General features: G+C 46.1%; 15 protein-coding genes. 4 read left to right on the forward strand and 11 right to left on the reverse strand.

The genetic code is table 11. The features are described 5' to 3' along the window. Positions 1-200 precede the first annotated feature (200 nt). A complete protein-coding gene (locus DTQ70_RS22430; RefSeq protein ID WP_122932876.1) occupies positions 201-1,199 on the forward strand; it encodes a glycoside hydrolase family 43 protein in 999 nt (332 codons plus the stop codon). 58 nt (positions 1,200-1,257) lie between these two features. Here DTQ70_RS22430 and DTQ70_RS22435 read toward each other — a convergent pair whose 3' ends face one another. The 3 genes from DTQ70_RS22435 to aat all read right to left on the reverse strand — a co-directional run bounded on the left by DTQ70_RS22435 (position 1,258) and on the right by aat (position 4,692). Then, positions 1,258-3,411 carry a molybdopterin cofactor-binding domain-containing protein gene (locus DTQ70_RS22435; RefSeq protein WP_122932877.1) on the reverse strand — a complete coding sequence of 718 codons (2,154 nt, stop codon included), beginning with the start codon at positions 3,409-3,411 and terminating at the stop codon, positions 1,258-1,260. A gap of 26 nt (positions 3,412-3,437) precedes the next feature. Further along, positions 3,438-3,929, reverse strand: a complete 492-nt coding sequence (locus DTQ70_RS22440) for a (2Fe-2S)-binding protein (protein ID WP_122932878.1) — start codon at positions 3,927-3,929, stop codon at positions 3,438-3,440. A gap of 142 nt (positions 3,930-4,071) precedes the next feature. Continuing rightward, positions 4,072-4,692 (reverse strand): leucyl/phenylalanyl-tRNA--protein transferase, encoded by a 621-nt coding sequence (gene aat, locus DTQ70_RS22445; protein ID WP_122932879.1) that lies wholly within the window; start codon positions 4,690-4,692, stop codon positions 4,072-4,074. Between the two features lie 62 nt (positions 4,693-4,754). Here aat and DTQ70_RS22450 point away from each other — a divergent pair, with 62 nt between their 5' ends. After that, positions 4,755-5,447, forward strand: a complete 693-nt coding sequence (locus DTQ70_RS22450; protein WP_122934517.1) for an SGNH/GDSL hydrolase family protein — start codon at positions 4,755-4,757, stop codon at positions 5,445-5,447. 6 nt (positions 5,448-5,453) lie between these two features. On the opposite strand, the gene DTQ70_RS22455 is transcribed toward DTQ70_RS22450, so the two are convergent. The 8 genes from DTQ70_RS22455 to DTQ70_RS22490 form a co-directional block, all read right to left on the reverse strand. Next, positions 5,454-6,563, reverse strand: a complete 1,110-nt coding sequence (locus DTQ70_RS22455; RefSeq protein WP_122932880.1) for a hypothetical protein — start codon at positions 6,561-6,563, stop codon at positions 5,454-5,456. A gap of 192 nt (positions 6,564-6,755) precedes the next feature. After that, entirely contained in the window at positions 6,756-7,370 is a 615-nt protein-coding gene (locus DTQ70_RS22460) for an outer membrane beta-barrel protein (protein WP_164490160.1), read from the reverse strand. Between the two features lie 13 nt (positions 7,371-7,383). Next, positions 7,384-9,168 carry a serine/threonine-protein kinase gene (locus DTQ70_RS22465; RefSeq protein WP_122932882.1) on the reverse strand — a complete coding sequence of 595 codons (1,785 nt, stop codon included), beginning with the start codon at positions 9,166-9,168 and terminating at the stop codon, positions 7,384-7,386. A gap of 24 nt (positions 9,169-9,192) precedes the next feature. Further along, positions 9,193-10,041: a Stp1/IreP family PP2C-type Ser/Thr phosphatase gene (locus tag DTQ70_RS22470; RefSeq protein ID WP_122932883.1), complete on the reverse strand. Its 849-nt coding sequence runs from the start codon at positions 10,039-10,041 to the stop codon at positions 9,193-9,195. Positions 10,042-10,055: 14 nt separating this feature from the next. Continuing rightward, positions 10,056-10,946, reverse strand: a complete 891-nt coding sequence (locus tag DTQ70_RS22475) for a serine/threonine-protein kinase (protein WP_122932884.1) — start codon at positions 10,944-10,946, stop codon at positions 10,056-10,058. Between the two features lie 6 nt (positions 10,947-10,952). Further along, positions 10,953-12,629: a trypsin-like peptidase domain-containing protein gene (locus DTQ70_RS22480; RefSeq protein ID WP_122932885.1), complete on the reverse strand. Its 1,677-nt coding sequence runs from the start codon at positions 12,627-12,629 to the stop codon at positions 10,953-10,955. A gap of 286 nt (positions 12,630-12,915) precedes the next feature. Next, positions 12,916-14,697 carry an ABC transporter ATP-binding protein gene (locus DTQ70_RS22485; RefSeq protein WP_122932886.1) on the reverse strand — a complete coding sequence of 594 codons (1,782 nt, stop codon included), beginning with the start codon at positions 14,695-14,697 and terminating at the stop codon, positions 12,916-12,918. Between the two features lie 5 nt (positions 14,698-14,702). Continuing rightward, entirely contained in the window at positions 14,703-16,022 is a 1,320-nt protein-coding gene (locus tag DTQ70_RS22490; protein ID WP_122932887.1) for a hypothetical protein, read from the reverse strand. Positions 16,023-16,196: 174 nt separating this feature from the next. Between DTQ70_RS22490 and DTQ70_RS22495 the strand changes: the two genes are divergently transcribed. Then, on the forward strand, positions 16,197-18,236 hold the full coding sequence (locus tag DTQ70_RS22495) for a tetratricopeptide repeat protein (RefSeq protein ID WP_122932888.1): 2,040 nt from the start codon (positions 16,197-16,199) through the stop codon (positions 18,234-18,236). A gap of 14 nt (positions 18,237-18,250) precedes the next feature. Further along, on the forward strand, positions 18,251-20,287 hold the full coding sequence (locus DTQ70_RS22500; protein ID WP_122932889.1) for a sensor histidine kinase: 2,037 nt from the start codon (positions 18,251-18,253) through the stop codon (positions 20,285-20,287). The last annotated feature ends 9 nt before the right edge of the window (positions 20,288-20,296 follow it).

The raw sequence follows: 20,296 nt of genomic DNA on the forward strand, positions 1-20,296 counted from the left end.
ATTTCATTGAAACAAAAAAGGGAGACTCTGAACGCCCTGAGACACACTCTATTTATATCTTCAATGCGTATCATAGAAGTACAGCAAATAGAGTCGTCCAGTTTTTATCGGGCTGGCACGACAAATATGATGTACAATTGAGTAGATACGTATGTGACAGTTGGTTTAACAGATAAAATGAATATTTGTAACCTGAAAAAATGAAATCAATTCTTATTTATTCTCTCCTTTTATTCTCTACCCTACAAGCATCAGCACAGGCAAAGCGTGAGATTTTTTTTGCAGATGTGACCATCTTTGTAGAAGGAGGCAAATATTACCTTACTGGGTCAAAAAGTGGAAACGATGGGCCGCAGGGATTTGCCTTTTTAGAATCAAAAGACCTAAAAACATGGACACTCCCTGCTAAGTCAAAAGATTCGCTGGGGATGATTCTGACCAAAGGCGACCACACCTTCGGCACCAAGGGCTTCTGGGCACCCCAAATATTCAAAGATAAAGGCACTTATTATATGACCTATACGGCTGATGAACAAACCGTTTTGACGGAATCAAAATCGTTATTGGGTCCCTACAGGCAAAAAGAAGTGGAGCCTATTGATGGCACTGAGAAAAATATCGATTCCTATATTTTCAAGGACTCTGACGGCAAATATTACCTTTATTGTGTACGTTTTGACAAAGGGAATTACTTGTATGCCGCCGAATTTGACCTGAAAACCAAAAAAATAAAGCCCGAAACCCTGAAAAGATGTTTTGACCAAACCGAACCTTGGGAGGCAACGCCTAATTTTAAATCAGGCCCCATTATGGAAGGCCCTACGGTTATAAAATTGAAAAATAAATATTACTTGTTTTATTCAGCCAATCATTTCCAGAATATCGATTATGCCATTGGCTATGCCGTGGCTGATTCGCCCTTTGGCCCTTGGGTAAAATATAAAAACAACCCTATCATTCATCGTTCCATCGTTGGTGAAAACGGCTCAGGACATGGTGACCTGTTTGAAGGACTTGACAAACAACTGTATTATGTTTACCACATTCACAACTCAGCAGAAAAAGTAGGCCCGCGCAGGACACGCATTGTACCAGTCGTAAAACAATGGGATGAAAAAGCTGGTATTTACACGTTTAGTGTAAAAGGGGGCGAGGTCATTGTACCCGTAATTATTCCAGCAAAGCGTTCTAAAAACTAAACCCTATCAAAAAAGCCCAATGAGTTCATTGGGCTTTTTTGATAGTAAGAAATAATATTTACGCCAACGTGTTCAAGTCAAAAGGCAATCGACGAATGCGTTTTCCTGTGGCGGCAAAAACGGCATTGGCCAATGCAGGGGCAATCGGTGGCAGCCCTGGTTCACCCACACCTCCTGGTTCTGCACCACTTTCTACAATGTGAATTTCTACTTTGGGCATTTCGTTCATGCGCATCACTTGGTACTGGTGGAAATTGGTATGGTCTGATTGGCCATTGGTAAAGGTGATACCCTTTTTCACCGCAGCCGTAATCCCCATCACAATATTTCCTTCAGTTTGGGCTTTTACGTTATCTGGATTTACATAATGACCGCAGTCAATCACGGACACTACTTTTTCGATTTTTACACCCGTGCCTTGTTTTGCTACTGTCACGCAGCAGGCACTGATACTTCCAAACGATTTAAAAATCGCAATGCCTTTTCCCTGTCCCGCAGGCAGTTTTTCGCCCCAATTGGCTTTTTCGGCCAGCGTTTCTAGTACTTTTTTGAAACGGGCATCGCTCATCAGTTCCAAACGTGCTTTTAACGGGTCTTTGTTGGCCGCGTGTGCCAACTCATCGAAAAACCCTTCTTGACTGAAACCAAAGTTGGACGCATACACCGAACGCCACCAAACGATAGGGATTTCGGTAGGAACGTGGGTATAAGAAATTTTAAACGCAGGAATATTGTACTTCTGTTCTTTTTGACTCAACTCGCCACATACCCAGTCGTCGGGTTTATTGCTAGGCGCTTTAAATACCTGAAACTGAATCGACTCGCCAATCGGATGATGGTGGTAAGCCACGATGTTTCCTTTGGCATCCACCGCACCTTGCATCCGCGCCATCATTCCTGGGCGGTAAGGCCCTTGCGTGATGTCATCTTCCCGCGTCCACACCAATTTTACGGGCTTTTTCACGTCTTTTGAAAGAAAACAAGCCTCCAGTAGGAAATCGTGGTAGGCTTTACGTCCAAATGCTCCACCCAACAACGCTACGTTGATTTTGATGTGTTCGGGTTTTATTTTCAAGTACCCCGCCAAATCGCGCAATGCCCAGTCGGGCCCTTGAATCGGTGCCCAAACTTCGGCCGTACCGTCGTCTTTGATGTGCGCGATGGCATTTTCGGGCTCCATAGGTGCGTGCGCCAAAAAGGGCGTTTCATAAACAGCCTCCAGTTTTTTGGCAGCCGCTCCAAACGTCGCGGCAAAATCGCCTTCTTCTTCGGCTTTTAGTCCTTCTTTGGTCGCGGCTTCGGCGCATTTTTTAAAGTAAGCAGCCGTTGTCAACGTTTGCCCCAACGTACCGTTATCCCACTGCACTTTTACCGCTTTTTTGGCCGAAAGCGCCGCCCAATAATTATCGGCAATAATCGCGACGGCTTCCGAAGTGCGGTGTGGCATCGGACGCTCGCATTTGAGCACTTTTTGTACGCCTTTGATTTTCAGTGCTTCTGAGTCGTCGATAGAGACTACTTTTCCGTGAATCATCGGGCTGTGTAGCATCACGGCATACACCATGCCTGGCACTTCTACGTCGATACCATACACGGCTTTTCCCGTTACACGGGCAGGTACGTCCAAACGAGGCGCATATTTCCCAATGATTTTAAAATCTTTGGGTTCTTTCAATTTGGGGTTTTTCGGAATTTCAAGCTTCGAGGCATCGTCTGCTACTTCTCCGTAGGTCAACGACTTTCCGCTTGGACGGTGAATCACCTTTGCTTTTTCGGCATAGCACTCACTTTCAGGAACACTCCAGCGCTGGGCAGCGGCTTTGATAAGCATTTCTTTGGCCGCCGCTCCTGCTTGGCGAATCGGCGTCCATAATGCACGTACGCTACTGCTTCCACCCGAGGTTTGGTCACCGTATTTCCCTTTTCCGTCCGACTGCGCAATCGTCACTTGGTCGAGGCTTACTTCCAGTTCTTCCGCCAACAACGACGGAACGGCTTGGGTAGAGCCTTGCCCCATGTCAGGACGAGGGTTGATGAGGGTGATTTGCCCCGAAGGCTGAATCACAATAAAGGGGTTGATTTCGAGGGCCAACGACAGTGGGTCGGTACTCATGTTTACGACGGCATTGCCTTTCGCTAAACTCGATACCCCCAGTACAAAACTCGCCGACGAAAGTCCGAGGGTTTTTAGGAATGTTCTTCTATTACTCATGTCTTTTTTTGCGTTTTGAGAATGGATTACTTACCTCCCGACATTTCGCCTTTGGGTGATTTAGCTTTTGCCGCCGTATGGATTGCCTTACGAATGCGGTCGTAAGTGCCGCACCGACAAATGTGGCCTTGCATCGCACTGGTAATGTCGGCATCGGTTGGGGTAGGTTTGTCTTTCAACAACGCCGCCGCGGCCATAATTTGCCCTGATTGGCAATAGCCACATTGAGGTACTTGTTCGTCAATCCAAGCCTGCTGAACAGGGTGGAGTTTTTCTTCGGTACCAATTCCCTCGATGGTCGTGATTTTGCTTCCTACCACTGACTGAACTGGCAATACACACGAGCGAGTTGGGTGACCGTTCATGTGAACAGTGCAGGCGCCACACTGTGCCATTCCGCACCCAAATTTTGTTCCTTTCAATCCAACAACATCGCGAATGGCCCACAAAAGTGGCATTTTAGGGTCGATATCAAGGTCATGTTTTTTTCCATTGATATCCAAAGTGATAGCTGCCATAGAAGATAAAATAGCTTTGTTTTTTTAGTAAAGTTTAGGATAAAAACGGTCAAATCCAAGTACCTTGACCGAAGGTACATTTTTGCTACCTCACCCTGCACAAACAAAGGATGAATCGACAAATTTTAAAAAGTAAATTTTCTTACAATGAAGTAAATAAATGAGCTACTGAGTCATCGGTAAAACGCGCTTTTTGGGCAATGCCGCGTTTTAAAAGTCGAACATATTCTGATTTAGGAATCTCAATTGCCCCAAATCTACGTACATTGTCATTGATGAATTGGGTGTCTAGCAATTCATAGTTTTTCCGACGAAGGTTTTCAATCAAATAATGAAACGCGACTTTAGAGGCATTACTAACTGTATGAAACATGGATTCGCCAAAGAAAACTGCCCCAATAGCCACCCCATACAAGCCGCCAACGAGTTGGTTGTCAACGTAGGTTTCAACGCTGTGGGCAAAACCAAGTCGGTGTAGTTCAGTATAAGCATCAATGATTTCTTCCGAAATCCAAGTGTTTTCTTCATCGGGGCGCGGCGCGGCGCATCCCCGCATGACGCCCTCGAAATCGGCATTGATGCGTATTTCAAACGTGCCTTTATTGAGAACAGGACGCAATGACTTGGCAGGTTTGTACGTATCCAACGGAATAATAGCCCGAGGGTCGGGAGAATACCAATACAATGTACCATCGGAATCTGCCATCGGAAATATACCATTCATATATCCGTAAATAAGATCGTCGGCAGAGAGTAGAGACATATAACTATGAAAGGTGGTTGCAAACAAAAATAGTATCCAACGCGTTGAAAAACAAAAAAACCATGAAGTGGATTTATAGTATATTGTTGCTTATTTCAGCTTGTTCTGCTCAAAACTCGTCTTCTATGACACCCGAAACCCCTATTAATCAGGGCGAATATCGCTACCTTTCCCTTGGAGATTCATATACGATTGGAGAGCGCGTTGCCGAAAATGAACGATGGAGTGTTCAATTGAGTGAAATGCTCCGCAAAGAAGGTGTAAAAATTGGTACACCCGAAATTATTGCCCGTACGGGATGGACAACGGCCGAATTGGCAGAAGGTATTAAAAATAAGAATCCCAAAGGGCCATACAATTTGGTATCATTGCTGATTGGGGTCAACAACCAATACCGTGGCCAAAGTTTGGAACGTTACCGAACCGAATTACAAGATTTGCTTCAACAGGCGATTGGGTTTGCGGGGGGAAATATCCAGCGTGTATTTATGCTTTCGACACCCGACTGGGGCGTGACGCCTTTTGCCAGTGGCTCAGATACAAAAAAAATCGCGTCAGAGATTGACGCGTTTAATGAAGTAGCCCAACAAGAATGTGAAAAACTAGGGATTGCCTTTATTGACATTACCGCACTTTCAAGAACTGCCCAAAACGATGCGTCCATGATTACCTACGATCAATTGCATTTTTCGGGAAAAATGTACCGTCAGTGGGCTGAAAAAGCACTACCAACGGTACGTAGATTGCTCAAATAAGTTTATTTATTCAAAATGGCGAGTATCCATTTTTTGCCGAGCCAAGTCATCGCGGAGTGTTTTCGCCATTTTTACAAACATCTCGCCATCGCTGGTATCAAACCCATTCTGAATCAAGCCAATGGCTTCTTTTTCGCTGTCGTCGGGACGATCGAGTAAGTAGTATAGTTTTGCCAAGTTGTAGTAGGCCGAATAGCGCATTTTTTGTTCGCGCTTGTCGCTGCCTTTGTATTTTCTCTTCAATTCCTCAAAATAAGACATCACTGGCCCCAAGTTTTTTTCCAATACCTTGATGTTGCGAAACGCCGACATTTCAGTCATCAGTTGTTTTACGGCTTTGATGGCTTCTTGTTGAATAGGGTACTCTGGGTGGCTTTTTGAATCCAAAATCCACAAATGGTCACGGCCTTTCGATTCGTCAAACCCGTATAAATCCGCCAATTGTTGGTTGATGGTTGAAATGGTTCGGTTCACCCATTCTCTCGTAATTTCCTCCCGAATCAGAACTTGGTTATCGCGGTAATAATCACGAACATCCATTGAGTTCTTAAATTCACTCGTTTTGTACGTTTGGCTATACGAACCCGTTGAACCAGACATTACTTTGAAAGATTCATTAGAGACATTGGCCTGTTGTAAAAAACGATTTTTTTCCATCTCTTTGGCCTGTGCCTCTGCTTGTTTTTGGGTAGGCGTACGTGGCCCCATGATGGCATAATTACCTTCTGAGCTGTATTTTACTTCCGCCCAATAATATACTTTTCGTTCCGTCACTCGTCCATCTTTGTCTTTTTTCTCTTCTACCCGTTCTTTGATTTCGTAACCCAAAATTTTGAAGCTATTAAATTGTACTTCCACGCCTACTGTGGGGTTTTGGCCTACTTTATCAAACCCACCGACGCGAATTCGATCGTAGATTTGGTTGACATCCGTTACAATTCCGAGGCTTTTGGAAGTTTCTACTCGTACTCCAAAAGTACGCTTCGCAGGGTCGATGTATTCTTTGGGAAGTTTAAGATAACTATAATCAAAAGAAAAGCGGTCTAAATCCACCTTTTGAGCAAAAGAGCTTATACTTAAAAATACGACACAGGCTCCAAATAAGATATGTTTCATAAGTAGTTTAGATAATGTTAGAGACGCAATTTATTAAAAATGGGAATGTAAAGCATAAAAAAAGGTTCTGTACAATTTGTCGGGAATTTCCCTTCATTTCATACAGAACCCCTTAAATTATGCAATAAAGTAGGGCAATTTGAACTTCTCACGTGCTTTAAGACGAGAAGAAACCAACAAAGTCACCGATTTTTAATTGAAAAAAAAGTTGATACCTAGCGAAAACTGGAGCGTACGAACATCGGGACGGTCTTGGATACCGCGACTGTCTATTTGAAAAGAATTAAATTTTCCAAAAGTGCCCGTGGCGTTGGCGTGTAAGGCCAAATTGGGAGATAAAAAATAGTTTATCCCTGTCCCCAATGCCAAGGAAGAGCCTTTAAGCCGATATTCGACCAAGTCACCATTGAACAAAACAGGGTTGATGAGCAAATTCACTCCTGCCACCCCTCCTTCTACGTAGGGTCGCAACTGCTGGAGTGTTCCCCCAAAATGCACCCTAATTCCTGCCCCTAATGAAGAAATGCGGTAAGTGTCCCAGTCGTTTTTAATGGCAAATGTTTTGGCATTGTACTGCGCAAATACCTCAAAACGCTGATTCAGTCCATAGCCCAAACGCACTCCACCTCCCACACCCATAGGCTCTAATTCGTCTAAATTGAGAAAATAACTCGAAGACCAATTTCCCACTCCCGCATGAACACCAATGTTGAAGCCTTCGGTATTAGATTGAATATCTTGTGCTTTGACGCTTGCGGCATAGCCTAAAAAGCCCATCACCATTACAAGTAATTTTTTCCGTATCATGAGTAAATGTTGTTTAAAGTTGGAGTGTAAGCGTGCTACGAGACACGCGAAGATTGTTGACGCGGCGTCCTCGTTGAAATACGACTTGATCGCTTGATTTATCGCTGTATTCAGGAAATTTGACGGGCAACCACTGCCCATTGACAGCTTCAACCGCCTCAAAACGAAGCGATAAGAGGGCCTTTTGGGAATTGCTCGACGAGCGCGCGTCTTGCACAATGGCCCGCACCCGCGCACCCGTTTGCACCACTGTTACGCCGTCCACCGAAATACCTGAAACCGTTTGCAACCAAACCGTTTGTCCTTCTGATGCTTCTGAAGTGACCGTTTGCGAAAACTCTACCGAAAATGGTTCGTTTCTCACCTCCACCGTTACGTTTCGTTTGGAAGGTTCTTTTTTCACAATAGGTTCTTCTTTTTGTACGGGCTTAGGCTCTTCTTTGGGCGAAACGGCAACGGGCGCCTCTTCCCGAGGTTTTTCTTGAACAGGCGTTTTAGGCGACTCTTTTTTACGGACAGGTTTCTGCGTTTTGGGCTCGGTAGGCTCAGGTTCAATTTGCTTTGGCGCGGGTGGCAAGGAAACTACGGGCGAAGTCGTGGACGGTGTTGTTATAATTTGGCGGTTTTCAACAGCTACGTTTGTCGAATCAGGCTTTATTTCTTTGACCGTAGGCGAAATAGTTGGATGTAATTTAGAATGTGTGGTCGTGTCTCGGGCTACTTGTGACGTAGGCGTGGGGTCGGTATTGACAAACCAAAAACCAATTATTCCAAGCGCTATCACAATCGCCCCTAATAAAATTAAACCTTCCAAACTCAGCAGCTGTGATTGTAGTTTTGAGGTTTTTTTGGGAATGGTGTCAGAGGTAGATGACGCTAACCGCGTCGGCCCTACCTGTGGTTTATTCGGTTGGGCATTGGCCAATTTCGTGGCAGGCAGGGTTTTTCCTGATTTCCCCTCCGCCGTTTGCAACACAATCGGCCCCGCCGCCACCACCGACAATAGCGCGTATTTCAGTTCTGAAGCCTTTTCAAAGCGTTTTTCGGGCTTTTTTTGAAGTAATTTATCCAAAATTTCCTCTACCGACCTTGGTAAATCCGCCATCCGATTTCGGATGGGAATCGGCTTTTTGGTCAAAATTTGGGTAATGAGTGTGGACTCCGTCGTTGGCTCAAAGGGCATTTTCCCCGATAGCATTTCATACATCAGCACCCCAATAGCATACAAATCTGACTGCACCGAAGGCTCGGCTCCGTTGAGCAACTCGGGCGCCATGTATTCGAGGGTACCAACTACCCTATCAGCCCGCGTCAACCGTTGGCTACCTACCAATCGAGCAATGCCAAAATCCATCAATTTTACCACGCCTTCGTGGGTCAACATCAGGTTAGCGGGCTTGATGTCGCGGTGTAAAATGCCTTTGTTATGTGCGTGTTGTAGGCCATCCAGCGCTTGCGCGATAATCCGAAACGTCGTTTCTAACGACAATTTTCCGTGTTTGGTCAGCAACCGCTCAATCGTAAAACCATCCACTAACTCCATCACCATGAGGTTATCGGTGCGGTCGTGCAGCAAGTTATAAAGCGTGGCAACATTGGGATGGTTGAGCTGCGCCGACAACACGGCCTCGTTCCGAAAACGATCCATAAAGGTCGAATCTTTCAACAGATGCGGATGCAGCATTTTAATGGCCACAGGACGACGAAGTAGCGTATCCGTTCCTCGATACACCGTCCCCATCCCTCCTTCTCCGAGAAGTTCTTCGACGTGGTAATTCTGAATCGTGCGCCCAATCATAGTTGTCCTTCTTTACGTAAACGTTTATCCATTGATTTCTTCGGTGGGTCGAACCGACTGAAACGACTCGTTACTCATGCGCTCAACCAGCAATACCGTGATATTATCGTGACCACCTCGTTGTTTGGCCAATTCGACCAATTGATGTGCGGCCTCATTGAGCAGGGGAATCATGAGTAATTGCGCGATTTCGTCGTTGTTGAGGTAATCATACAGTCCGTCGGTGCAAAGCAGCAAGCGGTCATCATTTTCAAATAATTGGGGCAACGCTTGCACGTCAATCTCTACCTTGTTGTGCGTACCCATTGCTCTCGTGAGTACATTACGTTCGGGATGTTTTTCGGCTTCAGCCGTCGTAATAATACCCTGTTGAACCAGCGACTGAACGTAGGTATGGTCGTTGGAAAGCGGCAACAGTTGTCCATTTTTTAAAATATACGCCCGACTGTCGCCCACGTGGGCCAAAAATAGTTGGTCTTCACATACTGCAATCGTCGTGCAGGTCGTGCCCATGCCTCGGTAGCGCGTATTTTTGCTTGCCGTTTGCCAAATAGCCCGATTGGCTTTGGTCAACGCAAAAAACAAGCTTTCTTCGGGCGATTCTTCGCGTTGGTAATAAGTTTTAGCGATTGTTTCTACTGCCAATTGAGAGGCTATTTCGCCCGCAGCGTGGCCACCCATTCCATCGGCAACAATGGCCAAAAAACCTTTGGTGGTTCGAATCAAGGCCGTGGCAGGACGGACAAAACGCGCAGCATCTTCATTATTGACCCGCACACACCCGACGTCTGACACCACCACTGCGCGCAAATCCACCGAATTTGAGGAAGAGGCTTCCGCTGTTTTGCCCGATAACCATTTTTTCCAAAACATAGCTTTATCAGTAGTTATCTATTTTTAAACCAACGCTTTACGGGTAGTTTTTCAACAAATTCGGTCAAGTTATCCACCCAGTCGGTAAGCCCAAATCCATGGTCCGACTGCGGGCTTTCTAACTCTTGAATCAAGGCCGCCGCGCTGATGCGACTGGTCGGATTGACACGCAACAGTTTACCAATCAAGCGTTTGCTCCGTTTCGAAATTTGTGGTGCCAACAAATCGGGCTCGGTATAATCTCCTTTTTCAATCTTAACCCGAATCTCGGTTTCAGTACGTCCGTTGAAGGGCAAATAACCTGTCAGCATTTCGTACAACAAAACCCCCAACGCCCAGCAATCGGACTGCATACTTACCTTTCCTTGAAACTGCTCAGGAGCCATGTAATGCGCCGTTCCGACGATGTAGCCTTCTTGCGTCAACTTAGGTGTATAGGCCGATTTAGCGATTCCAAAATCAAGAAGTTTGGCAAAACTATCTTTGTTGACCTTCACATTGCCTGGCTTCAAATCGCGGTGAATAATTCCTTTTTGGTGTAAATGAGCCACTGCGGTAGCCACCTGCGCCAACACTTTCCACACAAACGACTCAGGAAGGCGTCCTTGGCGCTTGATGAGCTTTTCGAGCGTGATTCCCTCCACGTATTCCATAATGATGCAAGGGGTGCTGTCTTCGATAACGTATTCGTACAGAGCGGCAATGTGGGGGTGCTGTACCGAGGCTTGGATGTAGGCTTCGTTCCGAAAACGAGCCGCTTGGTCGGCACGGTACAGCACCTTGACGGCGGCCGTTCGGCGAGTAGTCTGATGCTGGGCCATGTAAACCTCCCCCATCCCTCCTGCTCCCAACCACTGCGTAAGTTGGTAGCCTCGAATTGTTCGATGTATTAATGGCTCTTGCATCACGAATTAGTTGATTACTTTGGTATTTCCCATCAATTCTAGTCCGTAGTGAATAGGTACGGCAAAGGTGATTCTTGTCGCATCAGCGCGGCTGGTACTGGCCGTAAAGATGCCAATCACATTTCCTTCTTTGTCAAACACAGGCCCTCCGCTGTTTCCTGCCCCCGTCGCATTCACGGTCAGCTGATAATAATCCCCAAAGGTGCTGTAATAGCCTACTACGCCACTTTCTTTAGACGTATTGGTCGTTCCTCGAATGACTTTACCAACGCTTCCATCCGTGACCGTTGGGTCGGGAACTGTCACCACTTGTGTAGTACGATTCGCAAAATCATTGCCTGCGGTTGCGACCACTACGCTGGGAGAGATGCCTGGGTAACCCATCGTTACCACTTTTTGGCCTGGAGCAATCGTCGCATCTGCATCTTTCATGGTCACGGCTTGCATTTCGCTAGGCAAATCAATTTTAATCATTGCCACATCGTGTTTGTTGGATACCCGAACCACTTTAGCAGGGGTACGCTGGTCGTTTTTGGCAAACGTTACATCTATATACGTATTCGTTCCATCAATGATTTTTCCTGAAACGGGCTTTTTACCAAACAGTTTTGTCTCGGCAGGTATCCAGCGGATGTTTTGGCCCATTTCTTGCGTGATAATTCCCGCTATTTGCATCTCTCCTCCTTGGAAACGGTACAATACCCCAGGGAAAGCGTCTTCAGGAAAACTATAATAAGAGTGCCAGCTTGCAGCAACGTGGCGGTTGGTAAGAATGTAACCTTCTTTTGACACTACAAATCCCGAACCGCTTCCTTGCAACGCAATGGGCTGTCCATTGGGCGTATTTTTCTTTAAATCAAGCAGAGGTTCGATTTGGCCATCGACTTCTACATAGACTGGAATGGGGCGGTCGATGCCCTTGTAGGTTTCATAGCGGTGGTAAATATCGTCGCCCGATGGCGCATGAACAAGTTTTGAACTAAACTCAATAAGCACCACTTTATCAATGTTGGCTTTGGCAATGGCTTCGGGGTCAAATGATTCTTTGACAACATTCGTAACGTTGGTAACCAAGGTTGTATCATTTTTGACGACGTTGGTAATTTGCGGGGCTATCTTGTCTTTAAAAGCAAAAAATGCCGCTCCTGCCACAATGATAAGCCCTGCTACAGACGCTACCAACGTGCGCTGTGATTTCTGTCGTTCGTGCGTGATGACGCGCTCAAACGTTTGCTTCCCGATGCCTGACTTTTCGGGAGAAGCCGCTGCTACTTCGGCAGGAACAAACTCGCTGGTGGGCTTCACCACTTCTACAAAACGCGTAGCAGGCATCAATTCGGCGGGGCGAGGATCTACATCAAATAAAAAGACGGGGCCATTGCTTCCCAGTTGCACCTCGTCGCCTGGCTGAATCGGCGTGCTGCCTTTCACCCGCACCTTGTTGACAAAAATTCCGTTTCGGCTGTTGTTGTCAATCAAGGTAAATGCCAACGGGCCGTCTTTGACAATTTTTCCGTGTTCGCGGCTCACCACGGTATCGATTTCGGGATCAAACTGCACGTCGCTATCGCCCGAACGGCCTAATGTGAGTTCGTTGTGTCGGCTAAAATCAAATTCTTCGATTTGGTTAGCTTTAGCACCTACAAGGTGACGAATGACAAAGTTTTTAATAGAAGGGTTCATTGCTGTACTATTTTAACTGTTTGAATGTTAGTTTCTGTTTTTGGGCGCGAAAGCTTTTTGTTTGTTTCTTTCTTGCTTTTGAGTGATACAAAGTTCCCCCAAAAGCCGACGCCAGTAAATCCAGAAACACCTACATTCTTTTTTAGGAAAACCTGTATTTTGAAGTATAGGAAAACCTATATGCCTTCAGTATGCTAGCCCCTGAGTCAGACGATAGTCAGACTCACCTCCTGCTAGGAATCCTGCTCTTTGACTGCAATAATGCTCGGTCTGACTGTCGTCTGACCTATTGCAAAACCGTAGCGGCTAGGCGTCCAATGTTGAGCGTGCGGGCGTTGGAGTCAATAATGTCGCGGTAGAGCCCGCCTTCGGCATACAAGCTTTCATGATTGCCACGGCCGATGATTTCGCCTTCTTGCATGACATAAATCTGGTCGGCATCCATGATTTGGCTGATATTATGCGAAATAATCAGCACCGTTCGATCCTTCTTTATGGCATCAATGCTGTCCTTGATTTGCTCGGCAGTAATTGCATCCAAACTAGCCGTAGGTTCATCGAGAAAAATAACAGGCGGGTTTTTGAGAAATAAACGCGCAATGGCAATCCGCTGCTGCTGCCCACCCGACAGCGCTTTGGCTTCCGATTGGTAACCTTTGGGAAGCTGTAAAATCTGGTCGTGAAGCGATGCTTTTTTGGCAGCTTCTATAATTTCTTCTCCCGTCGCTTCCAGTTTCCCGTAGCGGATATTTTCCTCCACTGTTCCCGAAAAAATATGGTTTTTCTGCATGACTAAGCCTACGTTTTCCCGTACCCAATGTTGGTCATACTCTCCCAACAAACGCCCGTCCAGCAAGACTTGCCCCCGCGAAGGACTGTAGAAACCTGTCAACACATTCATAGCCGAACTCTTCCCTGCTCCCGACAGCCCTACCAAGGCTGTGGTTTTGCCCGCTTCAATAGTAAGTTGAACGTTTTTGAGGGCTTGTTTACCATTAGGGTACACAAAATCCACCGCTTTCATCTCAAACGTACCTTGCATTTTTGGGCTTTTTACACCTCCCTCCGCTACGAGGTAGGTATCGTTTTCAATCATGTCAAAAAAACCTTCGGCGTAGGTAAGCGCTTCGCTGTACTCGTCATAGATACGGTGTAAATGCCGCACGGGAGCCGATACGTTGTTGAACAACATGATGTGTAACAAAATCGCCCCTACGGTCATTTGTTGGTTCAACACAAAGTAAATCGTCACCACAAACACCATAATAATCCCCAACTGCTCGGCAATGCTTTTGAGCCCATCGAAAAGGTAATTGGTACGGTGGTGCTTCACTTCGCTGTCTGATAAAAACTGCGTAAGCGTCTGCTGGCGACTGGCTTCGTAGCTTTCGCGCACAAATGATTTTACCACAAAAATGGATTCAATCAAGCTAAAAAGGGTATTGGCTTTCTCTTCCCGAAAGTGCTGAATGCTGTGTCGAATCGACTTTTGGCGGCGCGATTGCTCACGGCTAATAAGAGCATACAAAGGCATGACAACGGTAGCGCACACGCCCACCCAAACGTTTTTTTTGTACATCAATGCCAACGCCAGTGCGGCATTGGCAAACATGGGAACGATGTCCACAAAAATGTTTTTGACGGTTTTGGTCAGGCTTTCAATGCCTTTGTCGATGCGTTTTTCGAGTTTACCAATGGCATTTTGGGGCAACGCAAAAAACGACAAATGGTATGAGACCATCCGTCGAATGGTATAATTATGCAAATCTGCCGCTAATCGAAACCGCAAGCGATCGCTCAAAAACTTTTGCCCTAATTGAATCAGCAAGCTCAAGATTTCTTTGCTCAACAAAATCAGCACCAACCAACCCACCACCGTCCAGGCATCAAGCCCTTGGGTTTTGTCGCGGAGCATCAATTGCACCCGATTCACGGTATATTCCATCACAAGGGGCGTGACTTGCGCCAACAATGCCCCAATGGAGGTCAACACCAACGCCCCCACGAGGCTTTGGCGGTATTTTTGGACAAACGGCCAAAGTTTTTTTATCAACGTACTTGTGGACATAGTGCTTAGATTTTACGCATAAACTCGCGGGTATTGAGGGCAGCGTCGGATTCATAATCGTAGAATAGTTCGACCATCGACGAAACAATGTGGGGGTCGTCGGTCAGGAAAGCCGTGAGTTTTGAGGGGCGCCCGCTGGAATTGGAGCCACTACCCAAAATACACACGCACAACGTTTTCTGAATGCCAGGTTTGTTGTCGTTGGGCGTACTAATAAAGAGCTGTATGGGTAAGGTTTTGTTCACTTTTGTCACCCGAACACCCAAGTCTTGCATTTCGCGCATGGCCTGAGCGTGGTCGTTGTACAATTGCCGAATTAAGGCCGATTGGGCATCACCATTTTCTTGCCCATTGGTAGCAATCATAAACCGATTGTGGTGCGGCACGGCTTCGTTTACTGCCAACGGTGAATTGCTCCCGCTTCGGTAGGTTTCTACCGAGACGTGTTCGTTGAATATTTTGCCTAAATACTTCAAAAATGCGTGGCTTGCCCCTTCGTTTTGGTCGTTGAGGGTCACAAATTCCACGCGAGCGTCGCTGCCAATTTTTTGGAGATAAATGGCTGTTTCTTTGAGCTTATTTTCTACGTCCGAACAATCTCGCAGCAAACTTTCGGCTTTGCGGGCATAGTCAAACTGCGTGGCGTGACGAAGTTCGTGGGGTTTTAGGTCGGCGTGTTTTGCCACCAAATCCATCCGAAACGGCGAAATTGCCTCAATGCGCGCCGTATTCGACAGCACAAGCAGGTTATTTCCTTGGACTTTGGACAATTCTACCACCTTGTCGATACCTTCCAGCACATCTTTGGTTCCCTCCATCAGCTGCACTTTTTCGTTGACCTTCCCACTTACTTCGACCATAATCGAATTGAGCGACTTAGTGGCCTGCACGAGCAAGCTCGTTTGGGTCTTGAGGTGATCCATTTCTTGCTGGTTGGTGCGTTCTTTTTGGCGGTTTAGTTTTTCGGTCGTAACTGTCAGGTACAAGCCAATAAAAATCCCGACAATCCCCCCTACCAAACCCGCAATGTCCAGTTCGCGAATGTACTTATCAATACCAGGCCCAAAGTACGCGCTTCCGTCTGTCCACTTGCCTCCTTGAATCTGATAATCTGTCAAATAATGGGTCGTATCGGTAAAAATGTAATACCATTTGTACCCCAAGGAGATGAGCAAAATCACGAAAGGAATCAAAAAAAAGACCGTAAACAATACAGGGTGCTTTTTGGTAATGTCGAACAATACGCTAAAAAAGCCTTCGTCTTGCACTTCTGCGTCCGTGTGTTTGGGGTTTGGTTCGGACAGATGCGGTGTATTAGGATTCATGAGTAAAAAGGTTGACGATTGAACACAACAAAGGTCTTCCAAAATATCCCCATCGTAAATCCAGAAACACCTACATTTCGGGTATAGGAAAACCTGTATTTTTGGCCTTTACGCTTGTACTAGATGCTCTTTTATCGTTAATTTTCACCAAGTTCTCCAACTCGTTATACGCTCATGAAGAAATGGTTGTTTTGTATTTGGTGGTTTTCACTGGCAGCACAAGCCCAGAAAGCAGATTCGTTGGTGGGAGTTTTGAAAAAAGCCCCCAGTGACACCAACAAAGTGAACACCCTTTTCGAACTCGGTAGGGCCTATTGGCGGGAAGGAAATGACTCTTTGGCGCGGCTGTACTGTGACCAATCCATTGCCTTGGCCCAGCAGCTCCATTACCCCCGAGGAGAAGCCAAAGCGCGTTTGCAGTTGGTACGAATCGAATTTGAATACCTCACTGACCTAAAGACCGCTTATGCGCATTTGGACATGGCGTTGAAAAATGCTCAATCTATTCCTGACAAATCATTGGAAGGACAGGTTTATCTTCGTCGGGCGCAGCTGTACGAGTCATTTTTTGAGAAACAATCTCAAGTCAATCCTTTATTAAACAAAGCATTACGCCTTTTTATAGAAGCCAACGACTTGGTTTGGCAAGGAACTGTGTATGCTGAAATGGCCACGCTACTTACCAACGAAGGAAAATACGCCGAAGCCGTTGATTTGATGCTCAAAGCACGGCGTTTGCAAGAAAAAGCCAATGACATCAACGCACTGCGTTCTACGATACCCAATTTGGGCACTTTCTACGCTTCATTGGGTCGGTACAAAGACGCCCTCCAATGTTACAAAGACGCCGAAAAAATCGCCGACAAGCTCAACGATTTACGCCTTCGAGCGTATGTTATCGGGCAGCGCGCTGACATTTACGAAAAACAAAAACAATATCCCGAAGCGCTCAAGGCTTTCCAAGAAGCCGCCAAAATCCACGAAATGACCCGCTCTACCCAATGGCTCCCGCGCACGTACGGACGAATGGGTGGGGTCTATTTTCAGCTTAAAGATTACAAAAAGGCACTTTATTATACGACTATCGCCGACAGTGTGTATAAAAGCGAAATTGACTCCAAAGAATCGTTGGAACACGTATGTCAAATCAATTTTGGCAACATTTTTTTAGCCCAAAAACAGTATGAGAAAGTGGTCAAATACGCGACTACGGGCATCGAATGGGCTTCTTCTTCCCAACCTCCGCTTCGGAGAGAATTGGCCGAATACCATCGTCAGTTGGCTGAGGCATATACCCGTTTGGGAAAACCTGCATTGGCATTAACTCATTTTAAACAATTTAAGGCGGAGTCGGACAGTCTCATCAACAACGAGGTATTGCAAAAAACCATGGTTTCGTCGATGACCTACGATTTTGAGAAAAAACAACAAGTCAACAAACTCCGCATCCAAACCCTCGAAAACGAAAAACTGACCCAAACCCGAAACATCCTCCTTGGACTTTCGGCCATTGGGCTGCTGGGATTGGCTTTTGTGCTCTGGTATAACCGCCGTTTGAAGCTTAAAAACCAAGAACTCAGCCGTAAAAATCGCGAAATTGAGGAAGCCTTATTCAAAGGTCAAAAAATAGAACGTAAACGCGTCGCTTCTGAGCTTCACGATAACCTAAACACCAAACTCGCCGCATTTCGCTGGCATTTGGAAGCCATGCAAACCGACGAATTAAACGGCTTTAATCAAAAAATCCACGACAAACTTCTCGAAATGGCCAACGATGTCTATGCCGATGTCAGGCTCATTTCCCACAATATGCTCCCCGCCGAGCTCGAAACTGAAGGCTTGGCTTCCGCGCTCCAAAAACTGGTGGAGAAATTGAACATCAACACCAAAACACTCTTTCACTTGGTCACAACCAGCCCTTTTCCTCGCCTCCCGTCGTCGGTTGAACACCAATTGTACAATATTGCATTGGAACTAATCAACAACGTTATTAAACACGCCCAAGCAACCGAAGTTTGGCTCAGCCTCAGCCACAACGAAAACCAACTTTCGCTGACTGTAAGTGACGACGGTATTGGGATGCCCCAAGAAATCCATTCCGAGGGCATGGGTATGCAAAACCTTAAAAACCGTGTCGCATCCTTGCAAGGCGAGCTGTCTATCGAAAGTGAGCCCAGCAAAGGCACAAAAGTATCCGTCAACATACAGCTTTAAGCCAGTATCAACCCATGAAACCACGACTCGTCCTGCTGTTTTTACTTCCCTTCCAGCTCTTTGCTCAAAATACAGACTCGCTTCTGCGGCTTGTTCGTACGTTGCCTACGGGCGTTCACCGAGCCGAGGTATTAATAGATTTAGGAAAAAATCTGTGGATTGAAGGCAACGACTCATTGGCGCGCCAATACCTGAATGAAGCGGTGAAGCTTGGGCAAAAAAATAATTTTGGAAGGCAAGAAGCAGAAGCTAGGTTGCAATTGGTACGCATCGAACGCGACAACCTCGCCGATACTCCAACCGCGTATGCACACCTAGACGCTGTCGATATTCTCGCCAAAAAACTTAACGACAAGTACTTGGAAGCTTTTTCTTACATTCGACGGGCACACCTAAATGAGCCCAATTTTGAAAAGCAAAAAGAGATTCCCGCCCTTCTTGCTAAAGCCCAGCGTATTGTATCAGAAATCCATAACGACGAACTTCAAAGCTATATCTATGAGCGAGAAGCACTTCAGCTAATGAATCAAGCCAAAAATGCCGAGGCGATTGAGCGGATGTTTCAAGCCAAACGCCTGCAAGAAAAATACCCTGATTTGCGCATCCGTAGGTCTTCGGTGGGGAATTTAGGCGTTTTTTTTCTTTCGGTAAACAAATACGACGAAGCCTTGCGGGCATTTGAAGAAGCCGCTGTGATTGCCAAACAGCTTCGTGACCCACGCGCCGAAGCACACATTGCTAGTTATCAAGGCGAAATTTTGGAGAAAAAACACCGCTACGCCGAAGCGTTGGTGGCTAACCAAAGGGCCGTAGCCATTTTAGAAATGACCAAAAGCAACGGGAAACTTCCTCGCGCCTACGCCCGCTTGGGAGGCGTGTACATTGCCCTAAAGGACTACGACAAAGCCCTCAAATACAACCAAATGGCCGCCCAGCTGTATCATAAAACAATGGGGGGAGAAACCATGCAGCATCTTTCTCAGATTAATTTTGGAAAAATTTACCTGATTCAGAAAAACTACCCCTTAGTTATTCAAAAAGCGGCATTGGGACTCAATTGGGCACTTCAAAACGACCCACCACTCTTGGAAGAGGCCGCCGAATACCACCGCCAATTGGCCGTTGCCTACGAAAAATTGGGCCAACCCCTAAAAGCGTTGGAACATTTTAGAGCGTACAAGACTGAGTCGGATAGTATTCTCAACAACGAAGCGATTCAGAGAATTACCGCTTCGTCGATGACCTACGATTTTGAGAAAAAACAACAAGTCAACAAACTCCGAATCCAAACCCTTGAAAACGAAAAACTAACCCAAACCAGGAACATTCTCATTGGACTTTCGGCCATTGGGCTACTTGGGCTGGCTTTTGTACTTTGGTATAACCGTCGGTTGAAGCTAAAAAACCATGAACTCAGTCGTAAAAACCGCGAAATTGAGGAAGCCTTGTTCAAAGGTCAAAAAATAGAACGAAAACGCGTCGCTTCTGAGCTTCACGACAACCTCAACACCAAACTCGCCGCCCTCCGTTGGCATTTGGAAGCCATGCAAACCGACGAATTAAACGGATTTAATCAAAAAATTCACAACAAGCTACTCGAAATGGCCAACGATGTCTATGCCGACGTTCGGCTTATTTCCCACAATATGCTTCCTACTGAGCTCGAAACCCAAGGGTTGCACGCAGCTTTGCAGAAGTTGATGTTGCAACTAAATGTTAATTCTAAAACGGTGTTTCATTTTGTTACCAGTGGCTCAAATGAACGTCAACCTTCTCCAATAGAACATCAACTCTACAACATCGCCCTCGAACTTATCAACAATGTCCTCAAACACGCCCAAGCTTCTGAGGTTTGGGTAAGCCTGAGTCAGTCAGAACATCAACTTTCACTTACCGTGAGCGACAATGGCGTTGGTATCCCTGACGAAATCAAGTCCGAAGGAATGGGCATGAACAACTTACGCAATCGGATAGAAGCGCTTTCGGGCGAATTAACCATCGAAAGCGCCTATACACAAGGCACTAAAGTCACCGTTGGAATACCGATATAGAACGAAACT

This window comes from Runella sp. SP2 (genome assembly GCF_003711225.1).
GTDB lineage: Bacteria > Bacteroidota > Bacteroidia > Cytophagales > Spirosomataceae > Runella.